The 17,751-nt window shown below is 37.0% G+C and carries 20 protein-coding genes; 13 read left to right on the top strand and 7 right to left on the bottom strand.

Annotated features, from left to right (window positions below; genetic code table 11):
* Positions 1 to 71 precede the first annotated feature (71 nt).
* The gene (locus LEP1GSC203_RS05045; RefSeq protein ID WP_002972408.1) at positions 72 to 1,028 is read left to right on the top strand and encodes a YjgN family protein; all 957 of its coding nucleotides are present in this window, start codon (positions 72 to 74) and stop codon (positions 1,026 to 1,028) included.
* Between the two features lie 3 nt (positions 1,029 to 1,031).
* A complete protein-coding gene (locus tag LEP1GSC203_RS05040) occupies positions 1,032 to 2,228 on the top strand; it encodes a M48 family metallopeptidase (RefSeq protein WP_002972915.1) in 1,197 nt (398 codons plus the stop codon).
* Here the strand turns inward: LEP1GSC203_RS05040 and LEP1GSC203_RS05035 are convergent.
* Positions 2,186 to 3,106 carry a GDP-mannose 4,6-dehydratase gene (locus LEP1GSC203_RS05035; RefSeq protein ID WP_002972522.1) on the bottom strand — a complete coding sequence of 307 codons (921 nt, stop codon included), beginning with the start codon at positions 3,104 to 3,106 and terminating at the stop codon, positions 2,186 to 2,188. The two genes, LEP1GSC203_RS05040 and LEP1GSC203_RS05035, sit on opposite strands and share 43 nt — an antisense overlap.
* Before the next feature lie 86 nt (positions 3,107 to 3,192).
* On the opposite strand from LEP1GSC203_RS05035, the gene LEP1GSC203_RS05030 reads away from it, so the two are divergent.
* Genes LEP1GSC203_RS05030 through LEP1GSC203_RS05015 form a run of 4 tightly spaced genes read left to right on the top strand, consistent with a single transcriptional unit; the run spans position 3,193 to position 7,494 of the window.
* Positions 3,193 to 4,212, top strand: a complete 1,020-nt coding sequence (locus LEP1GSC203_RS05030) for an LIC_10202 family protein (protein WP_002972278.1) — start codon at positions 3,193 to 3,195, stop codon at positions 4,210 to 4,212.
* Complete coding sequence (locus LEP1GSC203_RS05025; protein WP_002972659.1) at positions 4,209 to 5,276, top strand: glycosyltransferase family 4 protein; 1,068 nt, start codon at positions 4,209 to 4,211, stop codon at positions 5,274 to 5,276. Before LEP1GSC203_RS05030 ends, LEP1GSC203_RS05025 begins: the two co-directional genes overlap by 4 nt.
* A complete protein-coding gene (locus LEP1GSC203_RS05020) occupies positions 5,273 to 6,322 on the top strand; it encodes a glycosyltransferase family 4 protein (protein WP_002972492.1) in 1,050 nt (349 codons plus the stop codon). Before LEP1GSC203_RS05025 ends, LEP1GSC203_RS05020 begins: the two co-directional genes overlap by 4 nt.
* A 2-nt stretch (positions 6,323 to 6,324) precedes the next feature.
* The gene (locus LEP1GSC203_RS05015) at positions 6,325 to 7,494 is read left to right on the top strand and encodes a glycosyltransferase family 4 protein (protein WP_002972688.1); all 1,170 of its coding nucleotides are present in this window, start codon (positions 6,325 to 6,327) and stop codon (positions 7,492 to 7,494) included.
* Here the strand turns inward: LEP1GSC203_RS05015 and LEP1GSC203_RS05010 are convergent.
* From LEP1GSC203_RS05010 to LEP1GSC203_RS05000, 3 genes are read right to left on the bottom strand one after another with little or no spacing between them, the layout of a single operon-like run.
* The gene (locus LEP1GSC203_RS05010; RefSeq protein WP_002972841.1) at positions 7,475 to 8,287 is read right to left on the bottom strand and encodes an inositol monophosphatase family protein; all 813 of its coding nucleotides are present in this window, start codon (positions 8,285 to 8,287) and stop codon (positions 7,475 to 7,477) included. The genes LEP1GSC203_RS05015 and LEP1GSC203_RS05010 overlap by 20 nt on opposite strands.
* On the bottom strand, positions 8,287 to 9,165 hold the full coding sequence (locus LEP1GSC203_RS05005; RefSeq protein WP_002972842.1) for a DUF4870 domain-containing protein: 879 nt from the start codon (positions 9,163 to 9,165) through the stop codon (positions 8,287 to 8,289). The genes LEP1GSC203_RS05010 and LEP1GSC203_RS05005 overlap by 1 nt, the downstream gene beginning before the upstream one ends.
* A gap of 1 nt (position 9,166) precedes the next feature.
* Positions 9,167 to 10,237 carry a toxic anion resistance protein gene (locus tag LEP1GSC203_RS05000; protein WP_002972436.1) on the bottom strand — a complete coding sequence of 357 codons (1,071 nt, stop codon included), beginning with the start codon at positions 10,235 to 10,237 and terminating at the stop codon, positions 9,167 to 9,169.
* A 192-nt stretch (positions 10,238 to 10,429) separates the two neighbouring features.
* Between LEP1GSC203_RS05000 and LEP1GSC203_RS04990 the strand changes: the two genes are divergently transcribed.
* The 4 genes from LEP1GSC203_RS04990 to LEP1GSC203_RS04975 all read left to right on the top strand — a co-directional run bounded on the left by LEP1GSC203_RS04990 (position 10,430) and on the right by LEP1GSC203_RS04975 (position 13,532).
* Complete coding sequence (locus LEP1GSC203_RS04990; protein ID WP_002972214.1) at positions 10,430 to 11,047, top strand: tyrosine-type recombinase/integrase; 618 nt, start codon at positions 10,430 to 10,432, stop codon at positions 11,045 to 11,047.
* Between the two features lie 55 nt (positions 11,048 to 11,102).
* Positions 11,103 to 11,441: an STAS domain-containing protein gene (locus LEP1GSC203_RS04985; protein WP_002975971.1), complete on the top strand. Its 339-nt coding sequence runs from the start codon at positions 11,103 to 11,105 to the stop codon at positions 11,439 to 11,441.
* A gap of 7 nt (positions 11,442 to 11,448) precedes the next feature.
* Positions 11,449 to 12,885, top strand: coding sequence for an ArnT family glycosyltransferase (locus tag LEP1GSC203_RS04980; protein WP_039937161.1), 1,437 nt, complete (start codon positions 11,449 to 11,451; stop codon positions 12,883 to 12,885).
* Positions 12,886 to 13,004: 119 nt separating this feature from the next.
* Positions 13,005 to 13,532 carry an SGNH/GDSL hydrolase family protein gene (locus LEP1GSC203_RS04975; RefSeq protein ID WP_002972212.1) on the top strand — a complete coding sequence of 176 codons (528 nt, stop codon included), beginning with the start codon at positions 13,005 to 13,007 and terminating at the stop codon, positions 13,530 to 13,532.
* On the opposite strand, the gene LEP1GSC203_RS04970 is transcribed toward LEP1GSC203_RS04975, so the two are convergent.
* Entirely contained in the window at positions 13,521 to 14,312 is a 792-nt protein-coding gene (locus LEP1GSC203_RS04970) for a type III pantothenate kinase (RefSeq protein WP_002972444.1), read from the bottom strand. The genes LEP1GSC203_RS04975 and LEP1GSC203_RS04970 overlap by 12 nt on opposite strands.
* A complete protein-coding gene (locus LEP1GSC203_RS04965) occupies positions 14,313 to 15,068 on the bottom strand; it encodes a biotin--[acetyl-CoA-carboxylase] ligase (protein ID WP_039937159.1) in 756 nt (251 codons plus the stop codon). It abuts the gene before it with no gap.
* 59 nt (positions 15,069 to 15,127) lie between these two features.
* Between LEP1GSC203_RS04965 and LEP1GSC203_RS04960 the strand changes: the two genes are divergently transcribed.
* Both LEP1GSC203_RS04960 and metF read left to right on the top strand, forming a co-directional pair.
* Positions 15,128 to 15,943 (top strand): SDR family NAD(P)-dependent oxidoreductase, encoded by an 816-nt coding sequence (locus tag LEP1GSC203_RS04960; protein ID WP_002972804.1) that lies wholly within the window; start codon positions 15,128 to 15,130, stop codon positions 15,941 to 15,943.
* Between the two features lie 12 nt (positions 15,944 to 15,955).
* A complete protein-coding gene (metF, locus tag LEP1GSC203_RS04955) occupies positions 15,956 to 16,843 on the top strand; it encodes a methylenetetrahydrofolate reductase [NAD(P)H] (RefSeq protein ID WP_002972651.1) in 888 nt (295 codons plus the stop codon).
* Here metF and LEP1GSC203_RS04950 read toward each other — a convergent pair.
* Complete coding sequence (locus tag LEP1GSC203_RS04950; protein WP_002972720.1) at positions 16,808 to 17,305, bottom strand: MORN repeat-containing protein; 498 nt, start codon at positions 17,303 to 17,305, stop codon at positions 16,808 to 16,810. The two genes, metF and LEP1GSC203_RS04950, sit on opposite strands and share 36 nt — an antisense overlap.
* 85 nt (positions 17,306 to 17,390) lie before the next feature.
* Between LEP1GSC203_RS04950 and LEP1GSC203_RS04945 the strand changes: the two genes are divergently transcribed.
* Positions 17,391 to 17,750, top strand: coding sequence for a response regulator transcription factor (locus LEP1GSC203_RS04945; protein WP_084764900.1), 360 nt, complete (start codon positions 17,391 to 17,393; stop codon positions 17,748 to 17,750).
* Position 17,751: the final 1 nt, after the last annotated feature.

Genomic DNA, 17,751 nt, shown 5'->3' with positions numbered 1-17,751 from the left:
GAAATATTTTTCTTTACCCTTTTACAAAATCTTTTATACTCTCCCCACTAATCATCCTTTGAGGACCATCAATGAACAATACTAGACTACAATACCATGCCACGGGAGGACAACTCTTCATCCTTCTATTGAAGAATATGTTTCTTACCGTAGTAACTTTGGGGATCTATAGCTTTTGGGCAAGAACCAATGTACAAAAATTTATGGCAGAAAATTTGGAATGGGCAGGGGAACGTTTTTCCTTTCACGGAACCGGAAAAGAGCGATTCATTGGTTTTTTAAAGGCCTTAGGAATTTTCATAGTCCTTTATCTCGGCATCTATATCATTCAAACCATCCTGGCCTATATCCCTATCCCTTATTTTGCAATGATTGTCGGGTATGTTTTGACATTGGGAGTATTCCTGGCACTCGTTCCTATCATAGTAGTCGGTGGAAGAAGATACCTAACTTCTCGAACCGGATACCGCAACCTTCGTTTTGGATTTGATGGAAAAATCCTAGAAGTTGCAAAAATTTATGGAAAGGGAATCCTACTAACAATCATTACGCTTGGGATTTATTACCCTTGGTTTTTTGCAGAAAAGGAAGCTTACGTACAAAGCAAAACAAGATACGGAAATACAAATTTTGGATTTTCTGCAGAAGGGAAAGAAATCTTTTTCCTCTATTTGAAAGGAGTTCTTTTGAGTATTGTGACTCTCGGGATTTATTATTCTTGGTTTTTAGCAGATGTTCAAAATTACATTTGGAATCGAACCAGTTTCCAAGGAAAAAAATTCCGATCGGATATCACAGGTGGTAAAATTTTCATTAATTTTATCATCGCATATTTAATCATCCTATTTACCTTAGGAATTGGATTTGCTTGGGCTGTCGTACGTTTGACCAAACTTTTCATTGAGTCGGTGAGTTTGGAAGCAGAGGTTGATTTCTCTACTATCTCAGCAAAAGCAGATACAACAGCAAATGCCACTGCGGAGGGTTTGGAAGCGCTTGCCGAAGCTCTAGAAGGCTTCCTATCATAAACATTGTTTCAAAATCAAACATTTACATCCCGATATTTTGACGGAGTATCAGCAGTCCCTGAAGAAGGGACTGTTCTGGTTCATGGCCAAACCATCGACTTTTCTTCCGCGGAAACTGCCCACAAATTGAATGTTTCCCAATTTGCAGAATTCACTTTGACGCATAAAGGTTGTAAGTTGGTATTACGACCAGATGAATCAAAAGAAAGCCCTGTATTAGAAATTATATGCTCAAAGTCTGATGCAAAACAATTCGAATCTCTTTGGATTCAGTCGAAGAAAAATCAAAGTCATGCGCATGCGTTTTTTTATTCTATTAGAGAAATGAACCCCATTGTGCTCGGTGGTTTATCAATTGTCATTGTTGCTATTATTGGTTTTTTCTATTTCAAAGGTCTGGAACTTGTTACTAATTTAATCCCAGTTTCAATGGACAAATCACTTGGGGAATCGGTTCAAATGAAAATGGATGCCCAATTTCAAGAATGTAATACAAAAGCGACAGATAGATTCTTTTCTGAAGCTCTAAAAAAAATTGTACCAAAAGGTAGCCCTCATCAATTCAAAGTTTCAGTGATTGGCTCTACTATTCCCAATGCATTTGCCCTATCCAATGGAAAAATCTATTTTTTTTCTGGATTGTTAAACGATGCAAAATCGCAAGAAGAAGTTATCGGAGTATTGGCACATGAAGTGGCCCATATTGAAAAGAGACACCATATGAGAAATTTAGTAAAGGCAGGTGGTACTTCACTTGCGATTAGTTTGGTGGTCGGTCCTGGTTTGGGAAACATGGAATTTCTGGAAACGTTTACAGAAATTGGTTCCACAATCCTTGTTCTCAAGTTTTCTCGAGACTTTGAAACAGAGGCTGATGTTACATCCATTGAATATTTACGAAATCAAAATCTTTCTCCTTCGGGTCTTCTTACATTCTTTAAACGGATGCAAGAACTTGAAAAAGAAAGTATGGAATCTGAAGACAATCCACCGGATGCCAACGCAAAAGATGATGAGGTAGTCACAAAATCACTCACTGATTTTTTAAGTACTCATCCTGCCACAGAAGAAAGAATGAAAACTCTGGCATCTTTAATTGAATCCGGAAAAAAAGGAACCATCAAAAAAGTGGTATCAGACAAAACGTGGAAAGATGTTCAATCTGTTTGTTTGGATTTTAAAAATTCTGATTCTAAATGATTGTAAATCTGTTGTAAAGTTTCGCTTAAACTATGTTTGTTTTTCCAACCAAGCGTTTTTAATTTAGAATTATCGCCATAAACTTTGGATGTTTCGGACGCCCTCACTCGTCCGGCATCCACTTCGAATTTGATATCATGACCTGAAATTTTTACTAATTCTTCCACCATAAAGCGGATACTTCGTTCTTCACCTGAACAGATATTATAAATTTCACCAGACTCACCCTTTTCAATTAAGGTTAGATAACCACTGATAATATCTTCTACATGAGAAAAATCTCGTGTCGGCGCTAAGTCTCCAACGGCAATCGAAGATTTTCCAGAATACTTGGCTTCGATAATTTGGGTACAGAAGTTGGGAATCACAAATTCTTTCCTTTGGCCTATCCCGATGTGGTTGAAAGGACGAGCAATGACAACGGAAACAAAAGGACTATATTCCGCATATTGACGACAATAAGATTCTGCTGCTAATTTACTGCCCGCGTAGGGATTCACTGGGTTTGGCAAAAGAGTCTCTTTTAATGGAAGGAGAGATAAGTTTTGTTTCCCGTAGACATCAGCGGAAGAGACATACAACATTTTGCATGGCTTTTGAATTCTGTGTAAGAATTCTATCAGATTCAAAGTACCGCCGACATTGATTTCTTCCGTTTCCCATGGATTTTCGATCGCAATAGGAACAAATGCTTGGGCTGCCAAATGGATGAGAATATCCGGTTGGACTTCTTCTAGATTTTTCACTACGGCCTTTCGGTCGCGAATGTCACCTTGAAAACAATGGATTTGATACTCGCCAACCGATTCAAGAGCAGGAAGTAGATAACTTCCGACAAATCCGCTGGCTCCGGTGACTAAAGTTTGTTTTTTTTTCATAGAAAAGGGAAATTTCCGATTCGGCCCTAAGATTTAGTTGCCATTCTTCCAATTTTTCAAATCCTCTCAACAAAAGAAAGAAAACTGTGGAAGACAAAAAGAAATTCAATCCCTCCCCCTTTGTCGAAGTCAGAGACCCACAGTTAAATGTATCAGAATTGATCCAGGGAATCGAATCAAAGATTCCACTCGATCCAGGACAAACGCCCAATTGGCGCGAGCTCACAAAAATCAGTTACAAACCCGAATCCCCACAAGGTTTTCGAAAATTTGATCCTGCGGGCACTGCACATCTCTTTGAAAAAGGCATTTCCAGCCCTAAATTTTCAAATCCAAAATTCTGGTTTATCCGGGGACCAATTAAATACCTCGTCAATCGCCTAATCTCTGTTTATGGACTAATCGATAAAAAACTTTCCGAGAATCGAATTCGTGCTTTTTTTTCTGTTTTGCACGAGTTGGTTCGTTTGGGAAAACGAATAGAACAAATCGAAAGTCGGTTTGATGGATTTTATCGTGACCATTTGTTGCAAGAGTCTTCTCATGAATTGCCTAACTTTGGTTGGGCGACGAATTCATATTTTACCGATGCAGGATCAAATCCAACTTGGAAACTTGCATTAGAGGATTTTTCTAAAACCAACGAAATCACCGTATTGTTCCCAGAATGGGGAGACATTTTAAAACAACTTTCTATCATGAAAATTCCATTTCGTTGTGTTACATCACATGAAAGTGAATTTCAATTCATTCAGCGTAAAATCACATCAACAGTTCAATTTGAAAAAAAAATATTCCCATTAAAACAAATTCTAAAGAATCCAACGGATGTTTTAGTTTATTTGCCTCTCAACCGTTTTCCTTCTTTTTGGATTGAGAGGATATTTGCTGAAATTTCAAATTCACTTTCCAATGGGAAAAATTTATACTTTTCAGTATCCATCAAACCCAATTTTTCTAACCGCCCATTCCGCGATCTGCAAGTTTCTGAAATTAATTTGGACCAACTTCCCAGCTATTTAGAAACTCTTGGTTTTAAACAAGTTCGAGATCTTTCTGCTACGGAAGATACGAAAGTATACAGATATACAAAACTCGATACATGAATGTTTTCCAACATTTAGATGAACTAAAAGATTCTGATGGTGTTGGAAATGATGCAATTGGACTTGCAAATGTTTTTACATCCCTTGGTTACCAATCACATTTTGTGACTCGATTGCCAAGAAAAGGAAAACCATTAAATAGTAAGTTTCATCTTGTAAGTTCTTTTCAGCACCCTACTACTTCGAATGACATTCACATTTTGCACTATGGTGGGGCAGGATATCCTTATTCTATTTTTCAAAATTTACCTGGTCGTAAAATTCTAAGATTTCACAACATAACACCCGCTCAATTTTACAAAAATACTACCACTCCGGATATATATTCAGCAATGGAAAAATTTGAATCTTTATCTTATTTAGAAATAGCTAGTTTATCCATATTTTGTGATTCTATTTGGTGCGATTCAGAATACAACTTCCAAACAATTTCTGAATACCAATTTAAAAATCCTTATGTCATTCCTATTTGCAAATCTTATGAAACCAATTCTGAAATTGAATCTCCAACTCGAAATCAATCCTTGGTTTTTGTGGGTCGTTATTCGCCGCAGAAAAAATGGGAAGATTTCATTGAACTTTTCTCTTTTTGGATCAAGGAATTTCCAGACGCTAAATGTTTGTGTATTGGTTCTGTCATTGGTGCGTTCGATGGTTATTTTGATAGACTGACAAAAACAGTAGAGAGATTTGGATTGGAAGGAAAGGTCCATTTTTTAACAGGCAAAACTGATTTAGAAGTAATTTCATTTTTGAAAGAGTCTGGTGCCTTTGTTTCCATGAGCGAACATGAAGGTTTTTGTTTGCCGATTCTAGAAGCATTTGGTTCTGGAATTCCCGTCTTTGCTTATTCGGCAGGTGCAGTTCCAGGAACCATGAAGGGAGCAGGAGTAATTTTCCAATCAAAAGATTATTTATCTATTGTACACCAAATCCGAGAGAATTTGTTCCAAATAGAAAAACGAACTTCCCTGATTCATGACCAATACAGAGTATTGGAATCTTATAACCAATTTCCTTTTCAAGAAGTAATTTCTGGTATTCTCGAATCTGGTATCCAATGAACATACATCAATTTTCCGCAGGATTCCAGTTAGGTGACGCAATCTCCCAAGAGATGTTGGAGATAAAACGTTTGTTGTCAAAGGAAGGATATAATGGGAAAATATTTGCAGAAAATGTATTTTCTTATGATCGGAAATACGCAGAAAAACTTGCGAAAGCAAAAATCAAACCTAATGATGTCCTCGTATATCACCATTCGATTCATAGTGAAGTATTAGATTTTATTTTAAAATTTCCAAATCGTAAAATTCTTATTTATCACAATGTTACACCTGAAGATTTTTTTACCAATTATGACCTGAAATTTTCTTATTTACTTCGGAAAGGCAGAGAAGATTTGGAAATCATTCGTGATACATTTCATCATTCATTTGCTGTTTCTCATTTTAACCTAAGCGAGTTACGAGAAATTGGATTTGAACATGCAAGGTTACTTCCTCTACATCTAAATTTTCTAAAATGGAAAGATGTTCCAAGAGATCTCAAATTGAAATCATTTGAAAATCCTTCTTTTTTGTTTGTAGGCCGTATTGCTCCTAACAAACGTCAAGATGATTTAATCCGTTTTGCGAGGACATGGAAATCCAAAATGGGAAATCAATTTTCTTTGCGAATGCTTGGTTTCTGTAATCCAAACCAACAATCTTACTTGGATGAACTCAATTTTATGATTCATCACTTAGATCTTACAAAAGAAGTTAAGATTATTTCTTATGTTGATGAGACTATGTTAAAAAAGATTTACTCTGAAAGTAATATGTTTTTATCGATGAGTGAACATGAGGGATTTTGTGTTCCCTTAATGGAAGCGATGTATTTCCATCTGCCAGTGGTTGCATTTGCTGCAGGAGCAATTCCTGAAACTTTAAATCAATCAGGAATACTTTTTGAATCGAAAGATTTTGATTCCCTTGTTCCACTCGTAGATTCCATTTTCAAAAAAACTGATCTACGAAATTCAGTCATTGGTTCTCAGAATATTAGGTTAGATGAATATTTGCAATCCACTAGTATCCTTCCTCTACTCGAAGTAATGAGAGATTAGTTATGGCAAAAATTTTAATGATCACAGCACGTTTTTTAGAACATGCTTCTGGTGGTGCTGAAAAATTAGCTTATGATTACGCGTCAATCCTATCGGAATCCAATGATGTTACAGTCTGTACTTCTTGTGCCAAAGATTATGTAAGTTGGAAAAATGAATTTTCCAAAGGAGAAACAAAGGAGAATTCCATTCGGATCCTCCGTTTTTCAGTATCGCAAACACGAAATATTGTAAGGATGAATCGCATTCTAAACCAATGTTTAGAAAAAGGAGATTCAGTTTCCGATAAAGAACAGTTCGAATTTTTAAAAGAACAAGGACCGTTTTGTCCTGACTTGGTAAATTACGTCACCAAAGAACAACATAATTATGATATTGCGATTCTTATTGGATATCTATATTATCCAGTCGTCACCAGTATTCCAAATTTGAAAATTCCCTTTGTCATTGTACCAACATTCCATGACGAACCGCCGTTTCGTCTACCTTTATACAGAAAAACTTATTCCAGCCATTATGTTTATAGCTTCAATGCAACTGAGGAAATCTCTGTATATGAGGCTTATACAAATCAAAAAACTAATTCTTATTTTTTGATTGGAACTTATATCAATGATACAATCACCGAAGCAAATTCATCAGATTTGAATTCAAATCAATTGATCACCATTGGCCGAATTGAACCCGCAAAAGGATATCCTGAACTTTTTGAATACTTTCAGAATTGGAAGGTATTTTCAAATCGAACAGACATTACTGTCAAATGTTTGGGCTCCATCTCCTCCATGGAAACTCCGAAGGAACCTTTGATTACATTTACTGGTTTTGTCAGTGAAGAAGAAAAAATATCTGAAATCCAAAAATCATTTCTACTACTCAATCCATCGGCGTTTGAGAGTTTTTCTATTTCGATAATGGAAGCTTGGATTCAAAAAAAAGCGGTGCTCGTAAACGCAAAATCCACTGTGATGAAAGGACATTGTTTACGAAGCCAAGGTGGACTATATTATTCGGATTCTCTTTCCTTCCAAAAAACCTTGGATTTTCTATTAGAAAATCGAGAAATTGCCACAAGGCTTGGGCAGAATGGACGTGAATATGTATTGGCTAACTTTAGTAAAGAAGTGATTCGTAAAAAACTAAACCAAATGGTTAGTATGCTACTCGATTGATTTGACCTTCAAATTCAGCTAACAAATAATCATGAACAAGGCCATTGGTCGCCAATAAACTAGGAATCAAAATAGAAAAATCGTTACCATCCATAGATGTAATTTTGCCTTTAGCTTCAAGAACAATCAAACCAGCAGCAGCCATATCCCAAGGTTTTAATCCAAGTTCGTAATATCCTTCAAACTTCCCTTCAGCTAACCAACATAAATCGAGTGTAGCGGCTCCGGTTCTACGGATACCACGGGACTTCTGCAAAATGGATTTATAATACTGCATCAAAGTATCTAATGAAAGATTTCGATCATAGGGAAATCCTGTTACAAAAAGAGAATCCTTAAGAGAACTTGTTTTGGAAACTTGTATGGGTGTTTTTTCGCGAAAAGCCCCTTGCCCTTTGATCGCATGATAGTAGGTATTTAACTCTGGAAAAAAAACCATTCCGATGAGAGGAGTCATAGTTTCTGTTTCCACCACACCTACAGAAATACCGTATAAGGGTAGTCCGTGCGTATAATTTGTAGTTCCATCCAAAGGATCCACTACCCAAGTGTAACCTGACTTACCTTCAATCTTTCCACGTTCTTCTGAAAGGATTCCATCCTTTGGATAGTTTTTTTGGATTTCATCCAAAATCATGGACTCTGCTTTTAAGTCAGCTTCTGTCACCAGATTGTACAAACCTTTTTCATCTACCTTCAGTCCCGATTCTTTGTGTTTTTGAACAAGGAAGTCCGCCACATTCGGAAGGAAATTTAAAAAATGATAAGATCTATCAAGTAACTCAGATTGCATCAATACCCACCAAATTCGATGTTTTTCTTCATAGCGGTGATCTCAACATCTAAATTCAGGGTTTCATCTGCTTTCAGTTTATTTCTTACTTGTTCCGTTGTTTTGATTACTTCACTGAGTAATGAATTCAATTCTGTTTTTCTTTTTTCTGCTTCCGCTGATCCAACATCAGTATTTAGTTTATTGTACTGACTAAGTATCTTTGATACAGTTTCAGGAAAGTAATTCAGAAATTGTTTTGCCTTTCGGTAAGACAACGGATCTTCTGCAAGGCGAACACGCAAATCAGATAGGGAATGTAAGTATTCAGTACTCAATCCTTGAAGTGTAGAATCCAGAAGTGTTTTGGATTCTTTTTCTGTCAAAACTCGAAATCCATCCAAACGTTCCATTTGAGATTTGTATTCGGTAAATTCGACTTTATCTTCAAATTTTTTCTTTAATTCATTCCAATTCTCTTTGGTTTGGTTGGATGAAAAAAGAAGAGGGAAAAAACTGAACGGATAGTGATGGGCTTTTCCTATGGTGGTTCTGTAGATCGCAATTCCTAAAAAAATAACATGAAGAAATGCCATTAACACGTAAGAGAATACAAGTAAAACTCGATCATCGCCAAATTTAGTTCCAAAGCCAAAAAAACCAAGTGACAACAATGCCTGAAGGTATATTGCCTCTAGCGACTGTTTGGCGGAATAAGAAGATTTATTTCTTGAGAGCCACATAACAAATGGATAAACCATAGCTCCCAGTGAAGAGATAAAAAAAGGAAAAGGCAATAAAGCCATTGGATAAGTTAGGATTGTAGAGAGATGGGCACGTCTTGCCCATTTCTTTTCATCTGGATTTTGTTCCGTTTGTTCTAATTGCGCTTCGGTCATTCTATTTTGATTCCAATAGTTTTTGTTTGATTTCTGATTCGATTTTTATCATTTCTTGTTCTGCGGATTTTCGTTTTTGACGACCATCTTCTTGGATTTTTAAAGTTTCCGTGATAGTTTCTATCAACTGTTGGTTTACTGTTTTTAAAGTTTCAATTTCAATGATTCCTTTTTCGGATTCCCTTGCAATTTCCACTGTACCTGTTTTTAACATTTCCGCATTTTTTTGGATTAGATCATTGGTGGTTTTAGAAACTTGTTTTTGAGCTTCCAATGCCTTTCTTTGGCGTAACAAACCCAATGCGATGACGATTTGATTTTTCCAAAGTGGAATTGTGTTTAGAATGGAACTTTGAATTTTTTCTACGAGGACTTGGTTTCCATTTTGGATCAGACGGATTTGTGGTCCTGTCTGTAAGGATAAAATTCGAGTGAGTTTGAGATCATGAATTTTTTTCTCAAATCGATCCACCATTTGTACCATATCCTGGTATTGTTGAGAAGCCAAAGTATCCCCTTGGGCCTTCGCTTTTGCCAACATTTCTGGTAGGATTTTGTCTCTTAAATCTTGAACTTTTTTATCACCTGCAGCGATGTACACTTGGATTTCCTTAAAATATTCCAAGTTTTTCTCATATAACGCCTGTAATAATGTTATGTCTTTTGTGAGATTGGTCCGTGCTGTATGCAATTCTTCCACGATCTTTTCAATTTGAGATTGTAAGTCTTCAAATTTGGCTAAGAATTTTCGCGAAGCGTCAAAAAGACCTCCGATCAGCGGAATTTTTGATAAACCGCTCCCTTCACCTGCAAAACTATCCAGATTCAAATCTTTGATTTTGAAAAGAAGGTTATTTAAGAGTTCACCAGCATATCCCGAATCTTTTGTTTTGATCTCAGAAAGAACTTTATCAGCAAATTCGGATACCTTGGCTTGTGCAGAGGCACCATAAGAGACAACATCATTCGGGTTGTTGAGTTTAATTTGTCCGGTTAGTTCCTCAACTTTTTGTAAATCTTCCTTCGTGAGTTGTAGTTCCGGGTCATTCGTTTTCAGTTCCAAAGAGTCCATTGAGTGTCTGTCCTTTATCGTTTCTCCCAAAGATAGGATCGTTTTTAGAATATGAATCAAGCAGAAAATAGGAAGGTGCAAAAACATGAACAAGTAAATATATTTCTCTAGGAATTTGATCCAAAACCGAGGTTTGGTGACAATTTGATTGCATGGATTGTTATAACTGTTACATTCCTGCGAGAAAAATTTATGCTAAATAATGATTTGAAATTACCGGCCCTACTCCCACAAGTTTTGACAGTCGATGTCATGACACTTGACAATCGTTTGATAGACCAATCCGAAGTTCGAACTCTATTGTTCCGACTCCGCGATAGGAACTACTTACACTACTTAATTATTAAGTTTTTGGTATGTACTGGCCTGTCGCTGCCAGAAATTATCCATCTCAAAATCTCGGACTTCAATCCCGAAAGAAGCCTTTTCAAATTAAAGAACGGTGGTCGTTTGCGTAGAAGAAAGATCTTCATTGAACCTAACTTAGCTTTAGAACTCTATCGTTATTCGTCTGAGTTCGCACCCACTGATTATCTATTTCCAGGTCGTTATGGAAAATTAAGGACAAGAACCATTCAAAAAATTCTTAAGAACGCGAGTAACCTAATCTCAAAAGAAATCCATATCCCATTTCTACGTGATGTGATTGCATTGGATCTTTTCAAAAAAGGTTTTCCTGTTTGGGAAATCCAAGAGTTTTTGGGACATAGATCCACTCGTTCTACCAAGCAAAGAATATTATTGCACATTCCGGTCGAAGAACGAACAGATCCGCGACTTTTTAATCGAAACAAAAACCAAGCAGCCTAAAAATTTCTTGAACCTTTGGTGTTTTCAGAGATTCTAGTCTCCAAGTAGGCTCGCTTTGGAAATTAAGACCAAAAAAATCGGAAAGCACACACTCGTTCACCTTAACGGTCGTTTGGACATTACCCATTCGGATGAAGTGGAGGCCAAATTGGCCGACGACGTGCAAAACGGCGAGGGCGACATTATCATCAACCTTGAGCTTATCTCTTACATCTCTTCCTCTGGAATCCGCATCTTTGTTGGAATGGTTCGGGAATTGGACAAACAAGGTAGAAAGTTGAAACTTTGCTGTATCACACCTCCAGTCAAAAAGGTGTTCGATGTTGTGGAACTTTTGGACTTGTTTGAAGTCTTTGAGACGGAACAAGAAGCCGTTAATTCCCTCTCCAAATAAAAATCACGTGGCTTACGCCTCGTTTTTCATTCTCTCAGCACTGTTTTTCTTCCAGGTTTGGATCAATTTGGAAGTTTTCCCTGTTGTCTGGCCAGATGAAGTTTTATTTTTCTCACCTGCTTTGTCTTTTGCAACAAAAGGCCATTTACAAACAGAAGTTTTAAATGGTCTCATCCCCGGTATGGAATTCAAAACGCTTTGGATGCCGCCTCTGTATTTACTTTTCTCCGGCCTTTCATTATCTTTTTTTCCTGACACACTCACAACGGTTCGCATTGCGAATGTTGTAATAGTTTATGCAGCAGCAGTTGGTTTTTACTGTTTATTGAAAAGAAAAACTTTTTCCGAATTTGCCTGCCAAATTGCATTGGCAAGTATCTTATGGGAGCCGCTTTTGTTTCGTTTTGGAACAGCTGCCAGGATGGAAGGTCTCACCGCTTTTTTCTTTATCATTAGTTTACAGTTTGCTACTAACAAAGATAAATCCAAACAATGGTATGTTTTTTTAGCAGGTGTTACACTCTCATTTTCTTTCTTATCTCATCCCATTGGTGCTTCTTTTGGACTTGTCACATTGTTTTTGGTCTGGAGAAATTTTGGATTAAAGTCCCTTCCTTGGTTTTTTCTCGGAGGAATCCTTCCCATTTTAGGTTGGTTGTATTACATCCATCCCCATTGGGATTGGTTTGAAATCCAATTCGGAGCACAACTCACTCGTAAAAGGAACTTACTCGAGTCCTTCACACTGATAGACAAAGTGAAAGTATTTTCCTTTGGATTTGGATTTCCAAAATTAAGATTGTTAATCATCCTAACTGAGCTCGTTTCTTTAGCTTTTATTTCCTTTCGACTCTTCAAACAGTTTGGGAAACTAGATCAAAAATGGATTTTGTTTTGGATTTGGATTTTATCCATTGGAATCGCTTTATATACTTCTTCTGAAGGATGGTATGTTTTCCATATCCTTTTCCCTTTAGCATTTGGAATGGCTTTGTTATGCGATTATACACAATTAGGTTCGAAATTAGCATATTCAGGAATATTGTTATCTCTTTTTGCCCTACTATATACAAATCACATCCACTGGTTTCAAATTGATTCTAAAAAAATTCTAGAATCGCATTTTCAACATTTAGAAATGAGTTTGGCAAATTCTAAGTCAGTGTATTTGCAGGCCTTACCCGATCCCTATTTCGATTTACGAAAAAAACGACCCGATCTGAATATTTTGGAATTTATTCCAGGAGAGTTAGACATTCCTTCAGAAGCTTACATCCAAACTATCAAATCACGAGACAGTTTTGTTTTCTATGATGACCAATTAATGAATCATGTGATCCAAGATTATTTAAAAAAATCATCTTGGAAAAGAGAAGAATGGGAAATTCCTGTTTCAGGCAAACATTGGTTACACTATAAAACTATTGTTTATACAAAAAAATGAACGTCCTGTTTCCCTTTTCAACTTACTTAGTTCCATTGGTTTGTTTTTTTTTAACAACTGGGTGTTACCATTCAGACAAAACAAATAACCAATATCTATCGTTATTAGGAGAAATTTCAGTGAACCGTCAGATCACAATTGTAGGAGATTCTTTGGGACAATGGTCCGATGGATTTGGACTCAAATCAAAACTACCAGCCGAATTTAAAGTCACTGACCTTTCCATTGCAGGTTTCACAACGGAAGACTGGTTACAAAATAAAGATCGATTGAATGCAATTCCAACTGATCTATGGATCTTGGAACTTGGTACCAATGATGCAATGGTTTATGGAACGATTGGTTTTGAATCTAGAACGCGAGAACTTATTTCTTTTTTAGAATCTTCACAAGTATCAAAGGTGCTACTCACAACAATCCCTTTGACCAATATGGCTTCCATAAAAGAAACTATAAAAGCCAATAACCAAACCATCCGACTACTGAAAGAGAATAAACCAAATATCGATTATGTGGAAATTGAATCAATATTTGAATTAAATCCTACTGGTGTTCCTTTGTATCCCCTATCCGACCCCATACACCCCAACCAGATAGGCTATGAACTTATGGGTGAGGCATATCGGAAAAAAATATTAGGAATTTAAATCCGCTAAAATTTTTAATCCCTTCAAAGTCATCATGGGATCAATTTCATCAAACACCTGGTTATGCGATGCATGGATGGTCGTGACAAGTCCACCCGTTCCAACTACCACATAATCACCTGGGTGTTCTTCTTTGATGGCCCTTACAATTTCTTTGAGCAAACCTATCCAACCAAAGAAAAATCCTGCCTGGATGGATTCGACAGTTGACTCACCTAATACGCGCTTTGGCGATCCAAATACTATCGGCGGTAGTTGGGCTGTATTACGAGTTAGAGCATCCATGGAAATTTTTAGACCGGGTGCAATCACACCACCTACATATTCAGGTTTTTCATTGATCACGCAGAATGTAGTTGCAGTTCCCAAATCCACAAGTATTGCCTTTTTTCCAGGATAAGTTTTTGCACAGTAAGCTGCATTCACCAATCGATCGGCTCCTATTTCAAATGGACGAGGGTAACTAATACCAAAATTGAGTTTCATTTGGTAATGAACACGAAGTGGATTTACATTAAACCAATCTTCTAACATACGCTCTACGATTGGATTTAAAGAAGGAACAACACTAGAATAGATGGCAGTCTTTACTCGATCGGCTTTTACATTTTCTTGAGTCAAAAATCCTTTCAAAAAAAGGCCAAGTTCGTCAGAGGTTCTGTCTCTTCTTGTTACTGTTCGTTTGTGAAAGTCAGGAGTATCCTCCCCTTCACGAAACACACCAAATACGGTGTTTGTATTTCCCACATCGATAACTAATAATAATGGTGATTCTGACATTTATATAATCCGAAATTTTGGTGAAGTGTCCATGAGCTCAATCTTTTCGCCGGTTTCGGTCATAATGAGAAGGAATCCTAATTCATCAATTCCCAAAACACGTCCTCGTACCATTCTGGATTGCCATTCTGTTTCTATCACTTTGTGTTTTAATAAGGAATGGTCCTCAATCCAAACTAAATCTTTAAGGACTTGCCCTTGGTCTAATAGGGAAATCACAGATTGGTTTAAGTCTACAACGAGTTGGTTCACAAACCGTTCTAAAACTCCTTCTTCCAATGCTACATCACATAAAAAAGCAGCCTTGTCTTTTAACGGATCTGGAATGTAGTTACCAAAAAAATTTAGACCAATTCCGATCACCACATCAAAAACTCCGCTAGTAAATTCAGACTGAACTAATATTCCTCCTACTTTTTTATCTTTCCGATAGATATCATTAGGCCACTTTACGGTTGTATCAATTTCTCGCTCCGGAAAGAAATGAAAGATCGATTTTAAAACTGCAGAAGAAACGAAAATGGATAATAACGGAAGAGAAATTTCGGCAGCCGATAATCTGATTTTTCCAGAAAAAATCAGTGGATCTTCGCCTAACGATTGCCAAACATTTTGTCCGCGACCTTTTCCGGCAGTTTGTTCATCGGCAATCACCCATGACCCAAAAGGAATTTTTCCATCCCGAATCCATTCATTTGTAGACTCAACAGTAGAAAGTCTATGACCCAGTTCTAATTTTAACAATCTATATTCCATGCGTCTATTTCTCATCCGATTCGGATTGACGAAAGTAAAAAATGTATTAAGTTTAAGGTATGAAACTATCGGGAAATACAATATTAATCACTGGTTGTGGTATGGGAATCGGAGCTTTAACAGCAGAACGATTAGCTAAAGAAGGAAACGATATCATAGGTGTTGATATTAAATTACCCTTATTAAAAGAAATTCAAACCAAAGTAGAATCGTTAGGAAGGAAGTTTTACGGCTTTGCTTGCGACCTTTCTAAAGAGACAGACATTGAATCACTATTCAAACAAATCAAAAAGAAAAATCTAATATTCCAAATTATAATTAACAATGCAGGAATCGCCCCGAGTGGTGCTTATGATGGAAAGAATTTTTCCGTTTGGAACAAAGCCATCCAAATTAATGTCGCTGGACCTATGAAATTGGTGTATCTAGCACTTCCCTTACTCAAAGAACAAAAAGAAGCAACTATCATCAATTTAGCTAGTATTGCAGGTAAATTTGGAACGGAAGGAACTGTAACCTATTCTGCAACTAAACATGCTATGGTTGGTTTTTCTCAAGCACTTAAAATGGAACTCTATGATACTCAAATTGGTGTTAGCTGGATTTGTCCAACTATGGTCAATACCAGAATGATACATGGAGTCAAACCGTCTATTTTTACTCCCGTGATTGAGCCCTCGCAGGTGGCGGATGCCATAATTTACGCCATTAAAAAGAATCCAGGTGAAGTTTTAGTTCCATCGTACCTACGAGCTTCCATTGTCATCCTACCGGCCTTATTTCCAAAATTTGCACTTTGGTTGGCTGTGAAAACAAAAGCATCAAAAGGTTGGCTTGTGGCTAACAAGGGGCTTGAGAAAAATATTCCTGTTTAGAGGATAGGTTTTATGCACATTTCTCAGATACTCGGTAAAAAACAAACAACCATCAGTTTCGAATTTTTTCCTCCAAAAAATGCGGAAGCCTCTGAGGATTTGTTCCGAAACATCCAAGAATTGTCACAAATGAACCCAGCTTATGTAAGTGTCACCTTTGGGGCTGGGGGATCTACAAGAGATCTCACACACGATCTGGTTGTAAAACTTCAAGAGCAAACAGGATTAACAATTGTTAGTCATCTTACTTGCGTTGGTTCCACAAGGGAAGAAATCCGAGAGATCTTGAAACGGTACGAAAAGAGTGGAATCCATAATATCATGGCTCTACGTGGTGATCCTCCCAAAGGACAAACTGAATTTCAAAAAACGGAAAACGGTTTCGAATTTGCAGGTGAATTAGTTGGATTTATCAAAAAAGAATTTCCACAAATGGGGATTGGAGTTGCCGGTTTTCCTGAAGGACATCCTTCAACACCCAACCGCTTAAAAGAAATTGAAAATCTAAAATGGAAGGTTGACCAAGGTGCCGATTACATTTGTACGCAACTCTTCTTTAACAATAATGATTTTTATGATTTTGTAGAAAGATGTGAAATTGCAGGAATCAAAGTTCCTATCATTGCTGGTATTATGCCAATTACTTCAAGAAAGGGAATGGCAAGAATGGCCGAACTTTCGTTAGGAACCAATTTCCCGGCGAAACTTTTAAAGTCTCTTTCTCGAGCAGAAGATGATGCCTATGCAGAAAATGTTGGAATCCACTGGGCAACAGAACAAGTCAGAGATCTACTTGATCATAAAATTGCTGGCATCCATATGTATACGCTTAACAAGTCTAAGGCGACACGAAAAATCTATGAATCACTCGGGATTCGAAATTTCGATAGCATTGGTTGATGATGGAGTTGGTGCGATACCCGTCCACTGACTGTCTTTCCAAATTCCCTCTAACACCAAACTCCCTTTAGCATTGATTATCTTTGCATTTCCTTGCAAATGGTTTTTTTCCCAATAACCTTCGAGTATCAAACCATCTGAATATATATACTTTCCAAAACCTTGTCGTTTGCCTTTGAAATAAGAGCCAATGAATTTGTCTCCGTTTCCATAACGATAGATTCCTGGACCTTCTTTATAACCAAATTGGTAAATTCCTTCAAAAATATCACCATTCGAGTATTGGTAGATCCCTGCACCATGTTTGATATCTTCAGAAAATTCTCCATCAAAACGATCTCCATTCTCATAAGAGATCTGGAACTTTCCATTTCTGCAATTTTCCCCCTCGCAGATTTTTTGGTTCGACTTACAGAAGCTGAAAAGGGATAAAAATAGTAATAAAAAATATTTGAGTCGCATGGTTGCTTTGGGAGATAGATTTTTTTTCCGTCAATTATTACGTGCAATCTCATTTATAAACTAGTTCGGAATTAAGGCAATACATATGTCACAAAAAAAAGCGCTGATCGTAGATGATAGCACAGTTACCCGTTTAATGATCCGAAAGATAATCTTAGACAAATACCCAGATTGGGAGATTCTGGAGGCAAGTTCTGCAGACGATGCTAAGTCGCTTTTAAAAGATCATCGAGACTTCGATTTTTTTAGTTTGGACCAAAACATGCCAGGAACGTTGTCAGGATTGGATTTAGCAGAAGACCTCAAAAACAACTACAAAGTTGCAAAAATCGTATTAATCACAGCTAACATTCAAGATGCGATTAAAAATAGAGCAAAGACGATCGGAATTGATTTTGTAGAAAAACCAGTCACGTCAGAAAAAATTATCCCACATTTGGACTAAC

It is taken from the genome of Leptospira terpstrae serovar Hualin str. LT 11-33 = ATCC 700639 (assembly GCF_000332495.1).
Taxonomy (GTDB): domain Bacteria; phylum Spirochaetota; class Leptospiria; order Leptospirales; family Leptospiraceae; genus Leptospira_A; species Leptospira_A terpstrae.
Note: the sequence above shows the minus strand (reverse complement) of the source record. Positions and strands in the feature narration are given on the sequence as shown.